The sequence below is a fragment of the Citrobacter sp. TBCP-5362 genome (genome assembly GCF_005406305.1).
In the GTDB taxonomy this organism is placed as follows: domain Bacteria; phylum Pseudomonadota; class Gammaproteobacteria; order Enterobacterales; family Enterobacteriaceae; genus Citrobacter_B; species Citrobacter_B koseri.
Genome location: NZ_CP040234.1, coordinates 2,555,696 through 2,574,587, shown reverse-complemented (window position 1 = coordinate 2,574,587; position 18,892 = coordinate 2,555,696). Strand labels below are relative to the sequence as shown.

Genomic DNA, 18,892 nt, shown 5'->3' with positions numbered 1-18,892 from the left:
AGGCGACCGAAGGTCGCCTTTTGGGATCAATTTCTCATCTCAACTTATTTGGAGATGTGAGCAATCAGATCCAGAACTTTGTTGGAGTAGCCGGTTTCGTTGTCGTACCAGGAGACCAGTTTCACGAAGTTGTCGTTCAGCGCGATACCTGCTTTAGCATCGAACACGGAAGTGCACACTTCGCCGTTGAAATCGGTAGATACTACGTCGTCTTCGGTGTAACCCAGAACGCCTTTCATCGGGCCTTCGGAAGCAGCTTTGATCGCTTTCTTAATGTCTTCGTAAGAAGCCGCTTTTTCCAGACGAACGGTCAGGTCAACAACGGATACGTTCGGAGTCGGAACGCGGAACGCCATACCAGTCAGTTTGCCGTTCAGTTCCGGCAGCACTTTACCTACCGCTTTAGCAGCACCGGTAGAGGACGGGATGATATTCTGAGCTGCGCCACGGCCGCCGCGCCAGTCTTTGTGAGACGGGCCGTCAACGGTTTTCTGAGTAGCGGTGGTCGCGTGAACGGTGGTCATCAGACCTTCGATGATGCCGAAGTTGTCGTTGATAACTTTAGCCAGCGGCGCCAGGCAGTTGGTGGTGCAGGATGCGTTGGAAACGATGTCCTGGCCTTCGTATTTGTCAAAGTTAGCGCCTTTAACAAACATCGGAGTGTTGTCTTTGGACGGGCCCGTCAGAACCACTTTTTTCGCGCCAGCAGTGATGTGCTTACGTGCGGTTTCGTCAGTCAGGAAGATACCGGTAGCTTCAGCAACTACGTCAACACCAACTTCGTCCCATTTCAGGTTAGCCGGATCACGTTCAGCGGTAACACGGATTTTTTTACCGTTAACGATCAGATGACCGTCTTTCACTTCAACGGTGCCATCGAAACGACCGTGAGTGGAGTCATATTTCAGCATGTAAGCCATGTATTCAGCGTCTAACAGATCGTTGATTGCAACAATCTCAATGTCAGAACGTTTCTGAGCAGCACGGAAAACAATGCGACCGATACGGCCAAAACCGTTGATACCTACTTTGATAGTCATATATTCCACCAGCTATTTGTTAGTGAATAAAAGGTTGCCTGTAAAATTACAAAAACCTTACGCAGCGTCAAGCGGAATCGTGTCAATCATTGCGACAAATCAATCCTCTGTACAAGCTTTGCACGGCTGACTCGCCTCACTCTTCCTTTCGGCTTGAAACCACATGGGGGCGGCGCCCCGAATTTTAAAGGGCAACTGAGATAAAAACGTGATTCCGATCACGATTCATAAGCTGCCATTTCGCAAGGATCAAGTTTAGAACAAAAGTTCACACTGGGGTGTTAATGTTTTGTTAGAATCGGTCACGCAATGTGAGTATGGCTAAAGCGAGATGTGAGCAAATGGCTAATCAACCCTCTGCGGAAGATCTGAAAAAAAAGTTGTCCGAAATGCAATTCTACGTGACGCAGAATCACGGTACAGAACCGCCATTTACCGGGCGTTTGCTGCATAATAAGCGTGATGGCGTCTACCACTGTCTGGTCTGCGACGCGCCGCTGTTTCATTCCCAAACCAAGTATGATTCCGGCTGCGGCTGGCCGAGCTTTTACGAGCCGGTCAGTGAAGAATCTATCCGTTACATTAAGGATTTTTCCCACGGGATGCAGCGTATAGAAATTCGCTGCGGCAACTGTGATGCGCACCTGGGACATGTCTTTTCGGATGGCCCACAGCCGACGGGTGAGCGTTATTGCGTCAATTCGGCCTCATTAAGCTTCACCGATGATGAAAACGGCGAACAAACTAAGGGCTGAAAAAACGATTCAGCAAATTATTCCACAGGAGCGGACTTATCATGAATCTTGATGAGATGATCGACAGCATGACGCCGGAAGTTTATCAGCGCTTATCTACCGCCGTTGAGCTGGGAAAATGGCCGGACGGCGTTGCGCTGACGCCGGAGCAAAAAGAGAACAGCATGCAACTGGTGATGCTCTGGCAGGCGCGGCACAATACCGACGCGCAGCATATGACCATTGATACCAACGGTCAGATGGTGATGAAAAGTAAGCAGCAGTTGAAAGAGGATTTTGGCATTGCGCCAAAATCGATTGCAACGCTGAAACTGTAATGTAGCTTTTTTGTTGGTAGCCTGATGGCGCTTCGCTTATCAGGCCTACAAAGCAATGACCGGTAGGCCTGATAAGCGAAGCGCCATCAGGCAGTAAGAACACCTAACCCTGCGTCTCTTCCCAGTCAGCCAGCGTATACAGCGTGGCGCCGGCGGCCGCCATCTCCATAAAGGCGTGCGCGCTGTCCTGCGGTTGAATATTCACACCACGGCAGCCGTCGGTAATCACATTCACCGTATAACCCAGTTGCAGCGCATCCAGCACGGAAAACTTCACGCAGTAATCGGTCGCCAGCCCCATCACGATCAGCGTCTGTACGCCGTTCTCCCGAAGCCAGGCGTCCAGGGCGGTTTTCTGGCGGCGTCCGTTATCAAAAAAGGCGCTGTAGCTGTCCACCTGCGGATTCTCGCCTTTATGGAAAACCGCGTCGATGGCGTTCTGCCTGAGCAGGGGATGCAGGGCCGCGCCGTCGCTATTTTGTACGCAGTGATCGGGCCAGAAGGTTTGCGCTAAACCGTCCAGTTGTCCCTGGCTGTAGGGTTGCGCCTGATGCTGGCTGGCGAAACTGCCGTGTCCGGCAGGATGCCAGTCCTGGCTGGCGATCACCGCGTCGCCGCGCGCTTTACACCAGGCGATAAGACGGTTTGCTACATCCACGGTGCTGTCGCCTTCAGGGACGGCCAGTGCGCCGCCGGCACAAAAATCATTCTGCAAATCAACCAGCAGTAAGGCCCGGGTCGTCATGAAAAGTTCCTTATTCGTCTGGCGTCAGTTCACCGCGCAGATTTTGCGTCATCGCGGTACGAATGGTCTGTGTATCCAGATTCTGGCTTAACAAGTAGTGCAGCTTAGTCAGCGTTGCTTCAACGGTCATATCCGCGCCGCCGATCACGCCCGCATGCGCCAGCGCGTTGCCGGTGGCATACCCACCCATATTCACCTTGCCAGACATGCATTGCGTCAGGTTAACCACCACGATACCGCGTGAACTCGCATCCTCCAGTTCTTTGAGGAACTCTTTGTTCTGCGGCGCGTTGCCGACGCCGTAAGAACGCAGGATCAGCGCTTTTACCGGCTGGCGCAGGAAGTTACGCACCACTTCGGCAGAAATTCCCGGATAAATGGTGACGACGCCAATAGGCTGCGGCGTGATTGGGTGAACAATCAGCTCGCCTTCGCCGTGCGGCGCGGGCGGCGTACCTAAGCGACGGATATGAATTCCGGCTTCCAGCAGCGGCTGAAGGTTGGGGGAGGCGAACGCGTCAAAGCCATCGGCATGCGCTTTTGTCGTGCGGTTGCCGCGAAACAGCCGATTATTGAAAAAGAGGGTAACTTCATTGATGGGGTAATTCGCGGCGACATACAGGGCATTCAGCAGATTAATCTGCCCATCGGAGCGCAGTTCCGCCAGCGGAATTTGTGACCCTGTCACAATTACCGGCTTACCCAGATTCTCCAGCATGAAGGAGAGCGCCGAGGCGGTAAACGCCATCGTGTCAGTGCCGTGGAGGATGACAAAGCCGTCATAGTCGGCGTAACGTGCTTTGATGTCTTCTGCGATATGCTGCCAGTCTTCCGGCGTCATATCGGATGAGTCCATCAGCGGGGCATATTCATGAATGGTGAAGTCCGGCATTTCCGGGCGGTGAAATTCGGGCATCAGCGCCAGCTGGCGCTGGAGATGGCCTGATACCGGAATGTAACCCTGTTCCGAGCGCTGCATACCAATCGTACCGCCGGTATAGGCAACGTAAATCGATTTCTTCTGCATGGCAATGTTCTTACGAAGTGAAGTCTCTTATATTGCCGGAGGCGGTTGCGCCTTATCCGGCCTACAAATTACGCGAAACTCGTAGGCCGGATAAGATGCGATAGCATCGCCATCCGGCAATGGTAATTTAGCGCACGTTCGCGCAGGTCAGGCAGAACGCATAACGGTTTTGCGGATCGTTAAAGGCAGCCAGTTTATCACTCTCTGCTTTTACCGCGCTGGCGGCTGTCGCCAGCGGCGCCGGGAGCATCGCCTGAATGGCTTCCGGCAGCATTGCGCGCACGGAGCCGGACATGCTGTCCATGATTCTGTCGAAGAATGTCGGTTCATCCTGATAATACTCAAGATGCCATTGCTTCAGTTTAGCCAGCTCTGCGGCTTTGGCGATGGCGTCGTCAAAGTCACCCAGACTGTCTACCAGACCATTCGCTTTTGCATCCTGACCGGTCCAGACATGCCCCTGCGCGATTTTATCAATCTGCGCCGGGGTGCTCTTACGCGCATCGGCAACCAGCGTGATAAAGCGTTTGTAGCCATTCTCAATGCTGAGCTGCATCATCTGCTGCACTTCAGGCGGCAGCGATTTGGTGACAGAAACGTCCGCCAGCGGCGAGGTGGCGACGCCATCGGTATGCACGCCGATCGAATCCAGGCTGTTCTCAACGGTGTTGATAACGCCAAAGATGCCGATTGAGCCTGTCAGGGTGCTCGGGTTCGCCACAATGTAGCTTGCCGGGGTGGAGATCCAGTAACCGCCGGATGCCGCCATTCCGCCCATCGACACCACAACCGGCTTGCCTGCGGCTTTCGCAGCGGCCAGTTCGGCGCGAATGACTTCAGAGGCGCTGACGCTGCCGCCGGGGCTGTTTACGCGCAGTACAATCGCTTTCACTTTCGGGTCCAGGCGCGCATCGCGGATTTGCGACGCTGTCGTGTCGCCGCCGACGTTGCCCGGTGTTTCTTCACCGTCCATAATCGCGCCATTGGCGAACACGACGCCGATACCGTCGCCGGTATCCGCAGGCGTTTTCAGCGAATAATCGTAATAGCTGATGGCCCGATAGTTGTTTTCTGCTTTGCTCCAGCCAAACTGTTTGGTCAGCGCTTTTTCCACTTCGGCGTTAGACGCCAGCGCATCCACCAGTTTGTTGTCGAGCGCGTATTTCGCGGTATCGCCATCCACTTTGCTCAGCCCGTCGAGCATCGCCTGCGCGCCAGGGAAGACCTGCTGCGCGGGGATCTGACGGTTCGCCGCAACGGTGTTCAGGTAGTTTTGCCACAGCTCGCCAATCCAGCGGCTGTCCGCTTCGCGCGCGGCAGGCGACATATCATCGCGGATAAACGGTTCCACTGCGGATTTATAAGTGCCGACGCGGAAGACGTGCGTGGAGACCTTCAGCTTATCCAGCAAAGATTTGTAATACAGGCCGTTGGTTGCGAAGCCGTGCAGATCGACCGTACCCTGCGGAGAAAGCCAGATTTTATTGGCGAAGCTCGCCAGGTAATATTGCCCCTGACTGTAGCTGTCGCCTACGGCAAAGACCGGCTTGCCGCTATCGCGAAATTCGCGCAGCGCTTTCCCGATGTACTGCATGGAAGGCTGATCGGCGCCCGCGAAGTTTTTCAGATCCATCACGATGCCGGTGATATTGCGATCGTCTTTCGCCTGACGAATGGTGTTGACGATATCAAACAGTGAGTTTTCTTGCAGGCGGTCAGAGCTGGCGCCAAACAGCTGTCGGCCAATGACGCCCAGGCGGTTGGTGCTGGACGGTTTATCGACGATCACGCCGGAAATATCCAACAGCAGCGCGCCGCGTGCAGTTTGTTGGCTGGTGTTGCCATCGCTAAGCTGCATCCAGATACCGACGCCCACCAGAACCAGAAAGATGAAGAACAGGTTGAGCACCAGTTCCCGGACGAAATTCAGCAGTCGCCATGTCCACTTAAAAAATCCGGCAATAAATCGCCACAGGGTTCGCATGTATTCTCCCTACCAGATTAACATTCCGCTATCTCCGTCATACTCAGAGAGAAAGCGTATAAGATGTGGGTATCGTAATGACCAGGCAGGCACTTGTCAGCAGGAATCACTGCCTGTGCTGTAACTAAATCCCCTCTCGTGTTAATTTTGTGAATAAATATCATTGCTGGAGTTAACCAAATGGACGCACTCGAATTACTTGTAAACCGTCGTAGCGCCTCTCGTCTGGCCGAGCCCGCGCCTGCGGGTGAACAGTTACAAAATATTCTGCGCGCGGGCATGCGCGTACCCGATCACAAATCCCTGCAACCCTGGCGTTTTTTTGTGATTGAAGGTGAGGGGCGTGAGCGCTTCAGCGCTGTTCTGGAGCAGGGCGCCATTGCGGCGGAAGGCGATGAGAAAGCGATAGAGAAAGCGCGCACCGCGCCATTTCGCGCGCCGCTGATCATCACGGTGGTGGCGAAATGCGAGGAGAACCACAAAGTGCCGCTGTGGGAGCAGGAGATGTCAGCAGGATGTGCGGTTATGGCGATGCAGATGGCGGCGATTGCGCAAGGCTTCAACGGCATCTGGCGCAGCGGCGCGTTAACCGAAAGCCCGGTGGTTCGCGAGGCGTTCGGCTGTCGCGCACAGGATAAAATTGTGGGCTTCCTCTATCTGGGCACGCCGCAGCTGAAAGCGTCAACGACCATCAGCGTACCGGACCCGACGCCTTTCGTGACGTATTTCTAAGCGTCATGGCCCCGGCAGGCGGCTTTTTCGATGAGCGCCTGCCGATTATTCGGCAAAACTGTCTGGATTATGAGCAAAGACGCCGGAATTCAGACACTCTCTCTTACCACGTCATGGAATGAGCGCTACCATAGCCCGATTGCAATGACAGGAGATGTCCATGAGCGAGCACGCTATTCGTTTAACGCAATACAGCCACGGAGCCGGTTGCGGTTGTAAAATTTCCCCTAAAGTGTTGGAAACCATCCTGCACAGCGAGCAGGCGAAGTTTGTCGACCCGAACCTGCTTGTGGGCAATGAAACCCGCGATGACGCGGCGGTATACGACCTGGGTAATGGCACCAGTATCATCAGCACCACCGACTTCTTTATGCCGATTGTCGATAATCCGTTTGATTTTGGCCGTATTGCGGCGACCAACGCCATCAGCGATATCTTCGCGATGGGCGGCAAACCGATTATGGCGATCGCCATTCTGGGCTGGCCCATCAACAAACTGTCGCCGGAAATTGCCCGGGAAGTCACCGAAGGCGGGCGTTTTGCCTGTCGTCAGGCGGGTATTGCGCTGGCGGGCGGGCACTCTATCGACGCGCCTGAGCCCATCTTCGGTCTGGCTGTCACCGGCGTGGTGCCGACCGAGCGCGTGAAGAAAAACAGCACCGCGCAGGCCGGATGCAAACTGTTCCTCACCAAGCCGCTGGGCATTGGCGTGTTGACCACCGCCGAGAAAAAATCACTGCTCAAGCCGGAACATCAGGGGCTGGCGACAGAAGTGATGTGCCGGATGAACATTGCGGGGGCGTCGTTTGCCCATATCGACGGCGTGAAAGCGATGACCGACGTGACCGGTTTTGGTCTGCTGGGGCACCTTAGCGAAATGTGCCAGGGCGCAGGCGTGCAGGCGCAGATCTGCTATCAGGACATTCCAAAACTGCCGGGCGTCGAAGAGTACATTAAACTTGGCGCAGTGCCGGGGGGGACGGAACGTAATTTCGCCAGCTATGGCCATCTGATGGGCGACATGCCGCGCGAGGTGCGTGATCTGCTGTGCGATCCGCAAACGTCTGGCGGCCTGCTGCTGGCGGTCACGCCGGAAGCGGTAGAGGAAGTGAAAGTCACCGCGGCGGAGTTTGGTATTGAACTGACGGCGATTGGTGAACTGGTTGACGCCCGTGGCGGTCGCGCCATGGTAGAGATCCGTTAATTCGATGCGGTTGTTTATTGCCGAAAAGCCGAGTCTGGGCCGCGCCATTGCGGATGTGCTGCCAAAGCCGCACCGCAAAGGCGACGGCTTTATCGAATGCGGGAATGGACAGGTGGTGACCTGGTGCATCGGCCATCTGCTTGAACAGGCGCAGCCGGACGCGTATGACGGTCGTTATGCGCGCTGGAATCTGGCCGATCTGCCGATTGTGCCGGAAAAGTGGCAGCTCCAGCCGCGTCCTTCCGTGATGAAGCAGCTCAATGTCATTAAGCGCTTTTTACATGACGCAAGCGAAGTGATTCACGCGGGAGACCCGGATCGCGAAGGGCAGCTGCTGGTGGACGAGGTGCTGGATTATCTGCAACTGTCCCCGGAAAAACGCCAGCAGGTGCAGCGTTGTCTGATCAACGATCTTAACCCGCAGGCGGTGGAGCGTGCGATTTCCCGGCTGCGCGCCAACAGTGAATTTGTGCCGCTGTGCGTCTCCGCGCTGGCGCGTGCGCGCGCCGACTGGCTGTACGGCATTAACATGACCCGCGCGTATACCCTTCTCGGGCGCAACGCGGGCTACCAGGGCGTGCTCTCGGTAGGGCGTGTTCAGACACCGGTTCTCGGGCTGGTGGTTCGCCGCGATGAAGAGATCGAGAACTTCGTCGCCAAAGATTTCTTTGAAGTGAAAGCGCATATCGTCACGCCAGCTGAGGAGCGGTTTACCGCCATCTGGCAACCCAGTGAAGCGTGCGAACCGTATCAGGATGAAGAGGGGCGTTTGCTGCATCGTCCGCTGGCGGAGCATGTGGTGAATCGTATTAACGGTCAGCCCGCGATCGTCACCAGCTATAACGATAAACGGGAATCAGAATCTGCTCCGCTGCCGTTTTCGCTGTCGGCGTTGCAGATTGAAGCGGCAAAACGCTTTGGCCTGAGCGCGCAGAACGTGCTTGATATCTGCCAGAAGTTGTACGAAACCCACAAATTAATTACCTATCCGCGTTCCGACTGCCGCTATCTGCCGGAAGAGCATTTTGCCGGACGCCATGCGGTGATGAACGCCATTGGCGTGCATGCTGCGGATTTGTTGCCGCAGCCGGTGGTTGACCCGGACACGCGAAACCGCTGCTGGGATGATAAAAAAGTCGACGCTCACCACGCGATCATCCCGACTGCGCGCAGTTCATCAATTTCCCTCAGCGACAATGAAGCGAAGGTGTACAACCTGATCGCACGCCAGTACCTGATGCAATTCTGCCCGGACGCGGTATTTCGCAAATGCGTCATTGAACTGGAGATTGCGAAGGGGAAATTCGTCGCCAAAGCGCGTTTTCTGGCGGAGGCCGGATGGCGAACGCTGTTGGGCAATAAAGAGCGTGATGAAGAGAACGACGGCACGCCGTTACCGGTGGTGGCGAAAGACGACGAGCTACTGTGCGAAAAGGGGGAGGTCGTTGAGCGTCAGACCCAGCCGCCACGCCATTTTACCGATGCTACGCTGCTGTCCGCCATGACCGGGATTGCCCGTTTCGTGCAGGATAAAGATCTGAAAAAGATCCTGCGAGCGACCGACGGACTGGGAACCGAAGCGACGCGCGCGGGCATTATCGAACTGCTGTTCAGGCGCGGATTCCTGACCAAGAAAGGGCGTTACATTCATTCAACGGATGCCGGGAAGGCCCTGATTCACTCGTTACCGGAGATGGCTGCCCGACCGGATATGACGGCGCACTGGGAGTCTGTCCTGACGCAAATCAGTGAAAAGCAGTGCCGCTATCAGGATTTTATGCAGCCGCTGGTCGGCACGCTGTTTCAGTTGATCGATCAGGCTAAACGCACGCCGGTACGTCAATTCCGGGGCATTGTTGCGCCAGGCGGTGGCGGCGAGAAGAAAAAGAGCGCGCCTCGTAAGCGAGCGGCGAAAAAAAGCCCGCCGTCAGAAGAGGCGAGCGTATAACGCACAGGCCGGATAAGGCACTTACGCCGCCATCTGGCAATGCCTGATGGCGCTGCGCTTATCAGGCCTACAACGCTTATCAGGCCTGCATGCCACGGAAAATTAAATCACACCCTGCGCCAGCATCGCGTCGGCCACTTTGACGAAGCCTGCGATGTTCGCCCCGCGAACATAGTTGGTATGTTTGTTTTCGCCGCCGTATTCCACGCAGGCATGATGAATATCCAGCATGATGTGGTGCAGACGCGCATCCACTTTCTCGGCTTTCCAGCTCATTCGCGCGGCGTTCTGCGCCATCTCCAGACCGGAGGTCGCCACGCCGCCTGCGTTGGCCGCTTTACCCGGCGCGAACAGCACGCCGGCTTCGAGGAACAGATCAGTGGCTTCAATGGTGGTTGGCATATTGGCGCCTTCCGCCACCGCTTTCACGCCGTTGGCGATCAGCACGCGCGCGGCGTCCACGTCGAGTTCGTTCTGCGTTGCGCACGGCAGGGCGATATCAACCGGCACTGACCACGGCTGTTTGCCTTCCATATAAGGCAGGCCAAACTCGCGGGCGTAGTCCGCCACGCGCCCGTCACGGCTGGCTTTGATTTCGCACAGGCGCGCCAGTTTTTCTTCGGTGAAGCCGCTCTCATCAACGACGGTGCCGCTGGAGTCCGAAGCCGTCACCACACGAGCGCCGAACGCCATTGCTTTCTCGATAGCGTACTGCGCCACGTTGCCGGAACCGGACACCGCCACACGCATACCCTCAAAACCCAGACCGTGGCGTTTGAGCATCGCTTCGGTAAAGTACACCAGGCCATAACCGGTGGCTTCCGGGCGAATCAGGCTACCGCCAAACGAGAGGCCTTTCCCGGTGAACACGCAGGCGCTGTTGTTGGAGAGCTTACGCATCATGCCGGCCATAAAGCCCACTTCACGTCCGCCCACGCCGATATCGCCAGCAGGTACGTCAGTGTCTGGCCCTAAATGGCGATAGAGCTCTGTCATCAGCGCCTGACAGAAACGCATCACTTCGCCTTCGCTCTTGCCTTTAGGATCGAAATCGCTGCCGCCTTTACCGCCGCCCATCGGCAGCGTGGTCAGCGCATTTTTAAACGTCTGCTCGAAGCCGAGGAATTTCAGGATCGAGAGGTTAACGGAAGGATGGAAACGCATCCCGCCCTTATACGGGCCGATGGCGGAATTAAACTGTACGCGCCAGGCACGGTTAACCTGCACCTGGTTACGATCGTCCACCCACACCACGCGGAACTGGATCACGCGTTCTGGCTCAACCAAACGTTCCAGCAATGACATCTGACGATAACGAGGATTTTGCTCAAGGAAAGGCCACAGCGTGGTCATTACTTCACGAACGGCCTGCGCGAACTCGGTCTGATTGGGGTCACGCTGTTGAACATGGTTTAGAAACGACTCCAGAGAACATGTCTGATCCATAGATATAAGAACCTCTTATGTATTGATATGGTTATATTTATAATGTTGTGTTTCGTGTTTATGCAGTTTTTGACTATACCACCAGCAGTGTGACGGTAAGCAAGAAAAAAAAATGGCGTGCCAGGGAAATTAATAACGGCGCGCGCGTCATAATAAAAAGCGATGGATGGAGTGGCTAAAGTTTCAGTCGCTTACGACCGTTATACTGAAGGTAGGCTTCATAACAAGGAAACGCTATGCATCGTTTATTTATCGCGGCAGCAGCGGCGATGGTCTCTTTTGCCGCGCTGGCGAATCAGCATTATCGCCCGGATGTGGAGGTTAACGTCCCGCCCGAAGTGTTCAGCTCCAGCGGGCAGCGTGCGCAGCCCTGCAATCAGTGCTGCGTCTACCAGGATCAAAACTATTCGGAAGGGGCGGTGATTAAAGCCGAAGGCGTGCTGCTGCAATGCCAGCGTGACGAAAAAACGCTCAGTACGAATCCGTTGGTCTGGCGTCGCGTAAAGCCATAAACGCCTCTAACAGCGGAATGTCCGCAGGCGCAAGCGGGTAACGCAGCGCCTCTTTTGGTGAACACCAGATCATGTTCTGGTGATAATGCGCGGTGACGGCGCCGGTAAACGCCGGGACGTGCCAGGCGTGCAGATGGATCAGCCGGCCAGAGACTTCGCGCTGATGGCTGGCGATATAGCGCCCGACAACCGCCTCAATACCCAACTCTTCACGCAGTTCGCGAATCAACGCCTGAGGCTGTGTCTCACTGGACTCCACTTTGCCTCCGGCAAACTCCCACATACCCGGCTGATCGGCGTGTTCCGGGCGTTGAGCTAGCAATATGTTGTCGTCACGCTCAATGATTGCGGCGACGACATCAATGGTTTTCATCATATTCATCAAGGTTCAACAACGGAAAGTGACATACTATCCTTATCTTTGCGTGACCTAAAGTCTTCAGGAGCAAGCGTTGAACGATCCACAACCCTGGGTTAGCCCATTGACCCATATCCCTTCCAGTCTGAAACCTCTCGTCGCTACGCAGAAAAAACATTACGGCGACGTTCTGCACCCCACGCGCTGGTGGGGGCGAATGCCGTTTCTGTTCTGGCTGGTGGCGCTGTTTGTCGGGTTTCTGGAACGTAAGCGCGCGCGGGTAACGCCGGTGATGCGCGCGTTGTTGATGACGCGCGTTTCGCAGGTGTGCCATTGCGCCTTCTGTGTGGATGCCAACAGTTTACGTCTGGCCGAACGGAGTGGGGCGCTGGATAAAGTACAGGCCGTTGCCGGGTGGCAATCGTCCACGCTGTTCAGCGAGGAGGAGCGTGTCGCACTGGCTTATGCCGAGGCCGTGACCGCCACGCCGCCGCAGGTTGATGAGGCGCTCAAGGCGATGATGAAACGCTATTTTACTGACGACGCGATTACCGAAATGACGGCGCTGATCGCCTTTCAGAACCTGTCGGCGCGTTTTAATGCCGCGCTGGATATTCCTTCGCAAGGGCTGTGTGACGCATTGAAAGGAGCGCCACATGTTTGATCGGCATCTGCACCCACGGGTTAAACCGCTCCTGCACCGCTGTGCTGCGTATCTCGATAAACCGGCGATCACCCCGGACGGCCTGACGCTGTTTGGATTTGCCATTGGCGTGCTGGCGCTGCCGTTTCTGGCGCTGGGTTGGTATCTGGCCGCGCTGGCGGCCATTGTGCTGAATCGCCTGTTCGACGGGCTGGATGGCGCGCTGGCGCGGCGCAGAGGGTTAACCGATGCGGGGGGATTTCTTGATATCACCCTCGATTTTCTGTTTTACGCGCTGGTTCCGTTTGGCTTTATTCTGGCCGCACCGGAACAAAACGCGCTGGCAGGGGGCTGGCTGCTGTTTGCGTTTATCGGTACGGGCAGCAGTTTTCTGGCGTTTGCGGCGCTGGCGGCGAAGCATCAGATTGATAATCCGGGCTATGCGCACAAATCGTTTTACTATCTGGGCGGGTTGACCGAGGGCACCGAGACAATATTGCTTTTTGTTCTGGGCTGCCTGTTTCCGCGTTATTTTCCCGTTCTGGCGTGGGTATTTGGCGCGTTGTGCTGGATGACCACCCTGACAAGGGTCTGGAGTGGCTACCTGACGCTGAAGGTTATCCGGCCTGGAAAAAGATCCTCCCTGTAGGCCTGATAAGCGTAGCGCCATCAGGCATCAGTATGGCACAGCGCTTTCCCGTAGGCCTGATAAGCGTAGCGCCATCAGGCATCAGTATGGCACGGCGCTTTCCCGTAGGCCTGATAAGCGCAGCGCCATCAGGCGCATTATGTCTACTTACTGCTGTCCGGGTCGCGCTCGCCGGTGGACACCGGATTTTTCGGATCGCTGCTCCATTCGTACCAACCGCCGTCATACACGGCGACGTTTTTCCAGCCCATCGCCCGCGCGTACATAAACGTTTCGGAGGCGCGCCAGCCGGTGCCGCAATAGAAGGCAACGTGCTGATCTGGCAGGATATCCCACTGCTTCCACATGGCGGCGATATCCTCTGCGCTACGCATGGTGCCGTCCGGGTTATGGAAATCCTCCATATGCGTGGAGTCGCTGCCCGCATGTCCCCAGCGCGCGCCGGCAATTTCGCCTTTTGGCTTGATATAGCTGTATCCGCTGGTGGTGCCGATAAATTCCGGCCAGGAACGGATGCTGACCAGCGATGCGTCCTGACGGTGCAGCAGGGCGCGGGCCTGTTCCATATCCAGCATTAACTGCGGCTGCGCCGGGATCGCCACGCCAAAGTCGGGTTCCGGCTTCACGTCAGCCGGCATGCCGCGTTCAACCGGCAGACCCGCATCGGACCAGGTTTGCCAGCCGCCGTCGAGCAGACGAACGTCCTTCACGCCCGCATAGAGCATAATCTGCGCAACGCGCGCCGCAGCGTACACGTCGCGGCCATACAGAATAACCGTCGTGTCATGGCGAATACCGTGTTTCGCCAGCATCGCTTTCAACTGCGCGTCAGAGACTTTATTCCACAGCGGTTCGCTTTCCACCTCATTGGTGTCGATGTATCCGGCGCCGGGAATGTGGCTGAGCAGATAATATTTCGGCGCGCCCCAGCCTGCTTCAATCACCTTCCAGTCTCCCGCCGGTTTAGCCGTAACCGGCTGGTTTTGTTGAAGGGCATGCAACCACTGTGGGTATGCTAATTGCTCGAAGTGAGGGAGCTTTTGCAGTCGGGAAGGATCGGTCAGTGCATCGCTCAGCGTAGCAATCTGGCTGAAGCCTGCCTTCTGTAAACGTGATTTCACCGCCTGTACGCCACTGTCATTGCCATACAGCGCCAGCGGGGCGTCTTTCCTGAGCTGATGCCGTTGCAGCCAGGCGGCGAGCTGCTCGTCGCTCATTTTATCGAGCCAGGAGGCTGACAGATTCAGTGCGGAAGGTTCGTGACCGGAAGGGCCATTAAGGGTTTGCGGCCAGCCGTTGTAAAAAGCGCTCTGGCGCGTATCAATCGCGGCGCCCTGTTTTTGCTGTAGCTGGCTGAAGGTAAGCGACTGCGCCATATCAGCAGCCCAGGAGGAAGCGCAGGCGAGTCCTGAAGCCAGTGCCAGCGCGGTCATTTGAGAAACACGTTTCATCGAATAGCCCGACGTTAAAATAAGAGGGCGCCATTCTCTGCTGGCTGGCAGGGAAAAACTTTGCGTTAACGCAGTTTGTCGGCATATTCACGCCCACGCCTCCATCTGGAGTACCGTGCCGCCGGGAGGGACATCCTGGATATCGTGCGTCACCTGTACCACCGGAATGTTTTGTTGCCGTACTTCGGCAAAGACCCATCGGCGGAAGGCGTCGCGGCGCCCGGCGTCCAGTCGGCTGAACGGCTCATCCAGCAATAATGCCTGCGGTTGCGCCAGCAGCGCGCGAAGCAGGGCCACCCTGGCGCGCTGGCCGCCGGACAATGACGCCGGATCGCGGTGGCTGAACCCGTCCAGCCCGGCGCGCTCAAGAGCATGTCGCACTTCCGTTTGTCTGGCCGCCCCTTTTATCGCGGCAGGCAGCGCCAGCAGTAGGTTCTGCCCGACGCTGAAATGGTCAAACAGCAGGGCATCCTGAAACAAAATACCGATTTGACGTTGCGCGGTGGGGAGCGTATCGATGCGTCGTTCGTTGAGCCAGAGCTCGCCGGAGGCCTGAAACTGAGACGGCAGTGCGCCGACCATCCACGAAAACAGCGAAGACTTTCCGCTACCGGAAGGCCCCATTAACGTGACAACGTCACCTTTTTTGACCTGAAAGGCGACCTGATTCAATAAGCGGTGATTGCCCTGGCGCAGCGTGAGATGTTGAACGATGAGCATTAGCGGAGTCCTTGACGATAGTGGCCAATGACGCGTGAACATAGCGCCGTCAGCGCGAAAACCAGCAGGGGTAACAGCAGTTGCCATAGCGCCTGCGATGCAAGAATTGTGGTACTGCCGCCGCTGCTGAGCGCCACGGCTTCTGTGGTGAGCGTAGGATAGCGTCCGGCGCCCAGCCAGAGTGTCGGCATATATTGGGCGATGCTGACGGAAAAGCCTACCGCGAAGGCAAACAATGCGGGGCGCAGTAAAAGTGGGCACTTGATGCGCCAGAAGATACGAACCCGCGTCCAGCCCAGCGTTTGCGCGATCAGCACCAGCCGTGGGTCAATGCGCTGCCAGGCGGGTTTGAGGACGAATAACATCCACGGGATAACCCATAGCAGGTGCCCCCAGATAACGGTAGCGTACTGGCCGTCTTGCCCGGTGAGCAGCGCCAGGGTGTATTGCCCGGCGACCAACGGCAGCGCAGGCAGCAATATTGGCAGCCAGACCCAGCGGTGCCCGGTTTGCGGCCCCCATTCCAGCCATAAGAACAGCGTCATCAACCCCAGCACGGCGGACGCCAGCCCCATTTGCAGGCTGTTCACCAGCGCTTCGCGGTTCACCGACGCGGGTTCAGCCATACAAGCCAGCAGCGCCACGCATAGTATGCCGCTTAACGGCAGCGTTAGCGCCAACGTTTTTCCGCTTCTGCCTGATAAGCGCTGGCGGCGAAGACCGTTGATGGCAGGAAGGGTACGTTGCCATCCCCGCCAGATGAGATAGCCGAACAGAGCAAAAAGCATAAGCAACGCCACGAGCAGTAAACTGGCGAGAGCGCCTTTGGCCTGTTGGTCGGCGTCGCCCTGGCTCAGCCATTGCCAGCTTAACACTGCCAGCGTAGGTGGATTGCCCGGCCCCAGAATCATCGCGACATCCACTGCCGATAATGACCAGGCGACAATCGCCAGCATCACCGCGCCTAATCCTGGCGCAACGGCGGGTAACAGCAGCCAGCTCAGGCATTGCAGACGGCTGTAGCCCAGGGTATCCAGCACGATGACCTGCTGTGAAAGCTGTTTTTCACTTAATAATGCCGACAGGACCCAGAGCAGAAAGGCGCTCTCTTTGACGGCCAGCGTGAGCCCAAGCCCGATGCCATAGCGATCCATCTGCGGCGTGAGCGAGGGGAAAAGGCGATAAAGCATCCCGCCTTCGGCAAAAAGCAGCAGGGCGCTGGCGGCAAAGGCCACATGGGGAATGGCCAGTAGCCAGGGGAGGCGGGCGCAAAGACGCGCCCATTTTGCGCCAGGCCACAACGCGACGACGATCGTCAGCGCAATAGCCAGCGCGCCGGTTGCCGCCAGGGTGACGGAGACCAGCGTTGCCCGCAGCGCCTGCGGGAGTTGCGGATCGCTAAACAGCGCCAGCCAGTGCGTAGCGGAGAGCGCGGGCGTGATAAGCGTGAATGCGGCAGGAACCAGCGGCAGCCAGATGACCGCCATCACGCCCCAGACTAGCAGGGTTACTGCGTACCGTAGCGGCGTAGCCATGCCTGTTCCAGCGCGTTCACCCATGCGGCATGCGGTTCCGCCAGCGTAGGCGGCAACCCGTCAGGAATGCGCGACCGTAACGCTTCCCGCTGCCCGGCGGGCAGCTTATGCGGGTCAAGCACGGAAGGATCGCCCCAGAACGCCGGATCGGCTTTGCGCAACTGCGCGTCGGGGGAGAGCAGGAAATTGGCAACCACCTTTGCGCCTGCGCTGGCGCGGGCGTTCGCCGGGATCGTGACAAAATGCACGTTGCCAATCATGCCTTGTGAAAAACCGAAACTGTAGCTGGTTTTGGGCAGTTCGCCGCTGGCGATCTTTTGCTGCGCATGAGCGGGATTAAACGTCAGAGACAGGCGCAGCGAACCGGCTTGCAGCAGCGCGTCCATCCGGGCGGGAGAGGGAGGGAAGTCTTTTCCCTTCCGCCACAGGCTGGGATGCAGCGCATCGAGGTATGCCCATAGCGGCGCGGTGACGGAATCGAACGTCGCGTCATCCGGCGCGACCTTGAGCGCATCCGGTTGAGGGGTTAACGCCAGTAACAGCTGTTCCAGAAACGCCGGCCCGGTAAAATCCGGCGGTCGTGGGTAGGTGACAGTACCGGGATGGGCTTTCGCAAAAGCGAGTAGCGCCTGCGGGCTTTGCGGCGGCTGTGGCGTAATATCCCGGTTAGCAATGAAGGTTAACTGCGCGCCGCCCCAGGGTGACTCCGCCCCTTGCGTCGGCATGGAAAAATCCTCGCGTACCGGTTTGCGCGTATCGACATAGCGCCAGTTTGGCAGCGTTTCCACCCAGTGGGTTTGCAGCAGTCCGGCTTCTTTCAGCGTGCGGAAGTTCTCGCCATTTACCCACAGCAGATCGACGGAACCATCGGTTTTACGCCCGGCGGCGGACTCTGTCTGAATGCGTTTCACGGCATCGGCGGCATCCGCAAGCCGGACAATCCTGAGGTTAATGGCGTAATGCGTTTTCATCTCGCCGCTGACCCAGTCGAGATACTGATTAACGGCATTGTCGCCGCCCCAGGCGTTAAACCAGACGGTCTGACCTTTGGCTTCATCTTTCACCGCCTGCCAGTTTTCGACGGCTTGCACATGGCCCGTCAACAGCAGACCCGCCAGTAATAGAGTACGACGCATGATCGCTCCTGAAATTAGGATCGTAAAAAACGCTTAACCAGCCAACGGGAGGCCAGTGGTAACAGCCCCAGCAGGGCAAAGGCCGCCAGCATACCGGGGGAAATGATGTCGCGTATTGATGTCAACTGGCTGAGCTGGCGTCCGGCGTTGAGATAAATCACCGTTGCCGGAAACATGCCCGCCTGACTGATCCACCAGTATTGACGTACGCGGATTGACGTCAACCCGGCGAGTAAATTAACGAGAACAAAGGGGAACAGCGGCATTACGCGCAGCGCAAACAGATAAAAGGCGCCGTCGCGCGCCATGCCATGATTTACGGTTTGCATCTGGCGTGCGAACCGGCGGGAGATCCACTCCCGCAACAAGTAGCGGCTGGCCAGCATGGCGAGCGTAGCGCCGAGGGTTGACGCGAAGGAGACCAGCAGCGTTCCTTGCCAGAGTCCGAATAGCGCGCCGCCGAGCAGCGTCAGCAGCGCAGCGCCGGGAATCGATAAGGCCGCCACCAGCGTATAGACCAGAAAATAGAGACCGGCGCTCAGGAATGGCGACTGTTGCTGCCAGGCCGCCAGCATCGTGTGATAGCGTTTCAGGGTATCAAGGGAGAGAAAACCGGGGGGCAAAGCCCACACCACCCCGGCGATGCAGATGATTAAAAAACCTGAGAGCAGTCGTTTTTTCGCGTTCACC

Annotated in this window: 19 protein-coding genes; 8 read left to right on the top strand and 11 right to left on the bottom strand. The window is 57.0% G+C overall.

Annotated elements, in window-relative coordinates:
- Nucleotides 1-44: 44 nt before the first annotated feature.
- Nucleotides 45-1,040 carry a glyceraldehyde-3-phosphate dehydrogenase gene (gapA, locus tag FD428_RS12320; RefSeq protein ID WP_012132666.1) on the bottom strand — a complete coding sequence of 332 codons (996 nt, stop codon included), beginning with the start codon at nucleotides 1,038-1,040 and terminating at the stop codon, nucleotides 45-47.
- A 341-nt stretch (nucleotides 1,041-1,381) separates the two neighbouring features.
- Here gapA and msrB point away from each other — a divergent pair, with 341 nt between their 5' ends.
- Complete coding sequence (gene msrB, locus FD428_RS12315) at nucleotides 1,382-1,795, top strand: peptide-methionine (R)-S-oxide reductase MsrB (RefSeq protein ID WP_047457431.1); 414 nt, start codon at nucleotides 1,382-1,384, stop codon at nucleotides 1,793-1,795.
- 41 nt (nucleotides 1,796-1,836) lie between these two features.
- Complete coding sequence (locus FD428_RS12305) at nucleotides 1,837-2,112, top strand: YeaC family protein (protein WP_012132664.1); 276 nt, start codon at nucleotides 1,837-1,839, stop codon at nucleotides 2,110-2,112.
- 103 nt (nucleotides 2,113-2,215) lie between these two features.
- Here FD428_RS12305 and pncA read toward each other — a convergent pair whose 3' ends face one another.
- The 3 genes from pncA to sppA all read right to left on the bottom strand — a co-directional run bounded on the left by pncA (nucleotide 2,216) and on the right by sppA (nucleotide 5,868).
- A complete protein-coding gene (pncA, locus tag FD428_RS12300; RefSeq protein ID WP_114848555.1) occupies nucleotides 2,216-2,857 on the bottom strand; it encodes a bifunctional nicotinamidase/pyrazinamidase in 642 nt (213 codons plus the stop codon).
- 10 nt (nucleotides 2,858-2,867) lie between these two features.
- Nucleotides 2,868-3,884 (bottom strand): asparaginase, encoded by a 1,017-nt coding sequence (gene ansA / locus FD428_RS12295; protein WP_071258205.1) that lies wholly within the window; start codon nucleotides 3,882-3,884, stop codon nucleotides 2,868-2,870.
- Nucleotides 3,885-4,011: 127 nt separating this feature from the next.
- Nucleotides 4,012-5,868 carry a signal peptide peptidase SppA gene (gene sppA / locus FD428_RS12290; protein WP_012132659.1) on the bottom strand — a complete coding sequence of 619 codons (1,857 nt, stop codon included), beginning with the start codon at nucleotides 5,866-5,868 and terminating at the stop codon, nucleotides 4,012-4,014.
- A gap of 180 nt (nucleotides 5,869-6,048) precedes the next feature.
- Here sppA and FD428_RS12285 point away from each other — a divergent pair, with 180 nt between their 5' ends.
- The 3 genes from FD428_RS12285 (at nucleotide 6,049) to topB (ending at nucleotide 9,752) form a co-directional block, all read left to right on the top strand.
- Nucleotides 6,049-6,600, top strand: a complete 552-nt coding sequence (locus FD428_RS12285; protein ID WP_012132658.1) for an NAD(P)H nitroreductase — start codon at nucleotides 6,049-6,051, stop codon at nucleotides 6,598-6,600.
- A 160-nt stretch (nucleotides 6,601-6,760) separates the two neighbouring features.
- Nucleotides 6,761-7,804, top strand: a complete 1,044-nt coding sequence (gene selD, locus FD428_RS12280; RefSeq protein WP_114848554.1) for a selenide, water dikinase SelD — start codon at nucleotides 6,761-6,763, stop codon at nucleotides 7,802-7,804.
- A gap of 4 nt (nucleotides 7,805-7,808) precedes the next feature.
- Nucleotides 7,809-9,752: a DNA topoisomerase III gene (topB, locus tag FD428_RS12275; RefSeq protein WP_071258202.1), complete on the top strand. Its 1,944-nt coding sequence runs from the start codon at nucleotides 7,809-7,811 to the stop codon at nucleotides 9,750-9,752.
- Nucleotides 9,753-9,854: 102 nt separating this feature from the next.
- On the opposite strand, the gene gdhA is transcribed toward topB, so the two are convergent.
- Complete coding sequence (gene gdhA, locus FD428_RS12270; protein WP_012132655.1) at nucleotides 9,855-11,198, bottom strand: NADP-specific glutamate dehydrogenase; 1,344 nt, start codon at nucleotides 11,196-11,198, stop codon at nucleotides 9,855-9,857.
- A 269-nt stretch (nucleotides 11,199-11,467) separates the two neighbouring features.
- Here gdhA and FD428_RS12265 point away from each other — a divergent pair, with 269 nt between their 5' ends.
- On the top strand, nucleotides 11,468-11,710 hold the full coding sequence (locus FD428_RS12265; protein WP_172773950.1) for a YnjH family protein: 243 nt from the start codon (nucleotides 11,468-11,470) through the stop codon (nucleotides 11,708-11,710).
- Here FD428_RS12265 and FD428_RS12260 read toward each other — a convergent pair.
- On the bottom strand, nucleotides 11,670-12,083 hold the full coding sequence (locus FD428_RS12260; protein ID WP_114848583.1) for a pyrimidine (deoxy)nucleoside triphosphate diphosphatase: 414 nt from the start codon (nucleotides 12,081-12,083) through the stop codon (nucleotides 11,670-11,672). The genes FD428_RS12265 and FD428_RS12260 overlap by 41 nt on opposite strands.
- A 79-nt stretch (nucleotides 12,084-12,162) precedes the next feature.
- Here FD428_RS12260 and FD428_RS12255 point away from each other — a divergent pair, with 79 nt between their 5' ends.
- Together FD428_RS12255 and FD428_RS12250 are read left to right on the top strand one after the other, a co-directional pair.
- Entirely contained in the window at nucleotides 12,163-12,732 is a 570-nt protein-coding gene (locus FD428_RS12255; RefSeq protein ID WP_114848553.1) for a carboxymuconolactone decarboxylase family protein, read from the top strand.
- Nucleotides 12,725-13,360 carry a CDP-alcohol phosphatidyltransferase family protein gene (locus FD428_RS12250; protein WP_012132650.1) on the top strand — a complete coding sequence of 212 codons (636 nt, stop codon included), beginning with the start codon at nucleotides 12,725-12,727 and terminating at the stop codon, nucleotides 13,358-13,360. The genes FD428_RS12255 and FD428_RS12250 overlap by 8 nt, the downstream gene beginning before the upstream one ends.
- A 143-nt stretch (nucleotides 13,361-13,503) precedes the next feature.
- Here the strand turns inward: FD428_RS12250 and FD428_RS12245 are convergent, their stop codons facing one another.
- The 5 genes from FD428_RS12245 to FD428_RS12225 all read right to left on the bottom strand — a co-directional run bounded on the left by FD428_RS12245 (nucleotide 13,504) and on the right by FD428_RS12225 (nucleotide 18,891).
- Nucleotides 13,504-14,811, bottom strand: coding sequence for a sulfurtransferase (locus tag FD428_RS12245; protein WP_114848552.1), 1,308 nt, complete (start codon nucleotides 14,809-14,811; stop codon nucleotides 13,504-13,506).
- A gap of 87 nt (nucleotides 14,812-14,898) precedes the next feature.
- The gene (locus FD428_RS12240) at nucleotides 14,899-15,531 is read right to left on the bottom strand and encodes an ATP-binding cassette domain-containing protein (RefSeq protein WP_114848551.1); all 633 of its coding nucleotides are present in this window, start codon (nucleotides 15,529-15,531) and stop codon (nucleotides 14,899-14,901) included.
- A complete protein-coding gene (locus FD428_RS12235; RefSeq protein WP_114848550.1) occupies nucleotides 15,531-17,066 on the bottom strand; it encodes an ABC transporter permease subunit in 1,536 nt (511 codons plus the stop codon). Before FD428_RS12235 ends, FD428_RS12240 begins: the two co-directional genes overlap by 1 nt.
- On the bottom strand, nucleotides 17,039-18,202 hold the full coding sequence (locus tag FD428_RS12230) for an ABC transporter substrate-binding protein (protein ID WP_114848549.1): 1,164 nt from the start codon (nucleotides 18,200-18,202) through the stop codon (nucleotides 17,039-17,041). Before FD428_RS12230 ends, FD428_RS12235 begins: the two co-directional genes overlap by 28 nt.
- 14 nt (nucleotides 18,203-18,216) lie before the next feature.
- Nucleotides 18,217-18,891 (bottom strand): TVP38/TMEM64 family protein, encoded by a 675-nt coding sequence (locus tag FD428_RS12225; RefSeq protein WP_012132644.1) that lies wholly within the window; start codon nucleotides 18,889-18,891, stop codon nucleotides 18,217-18,219.
- Nucleotide 18,892 lies beyond the last annotated feature (1 nt).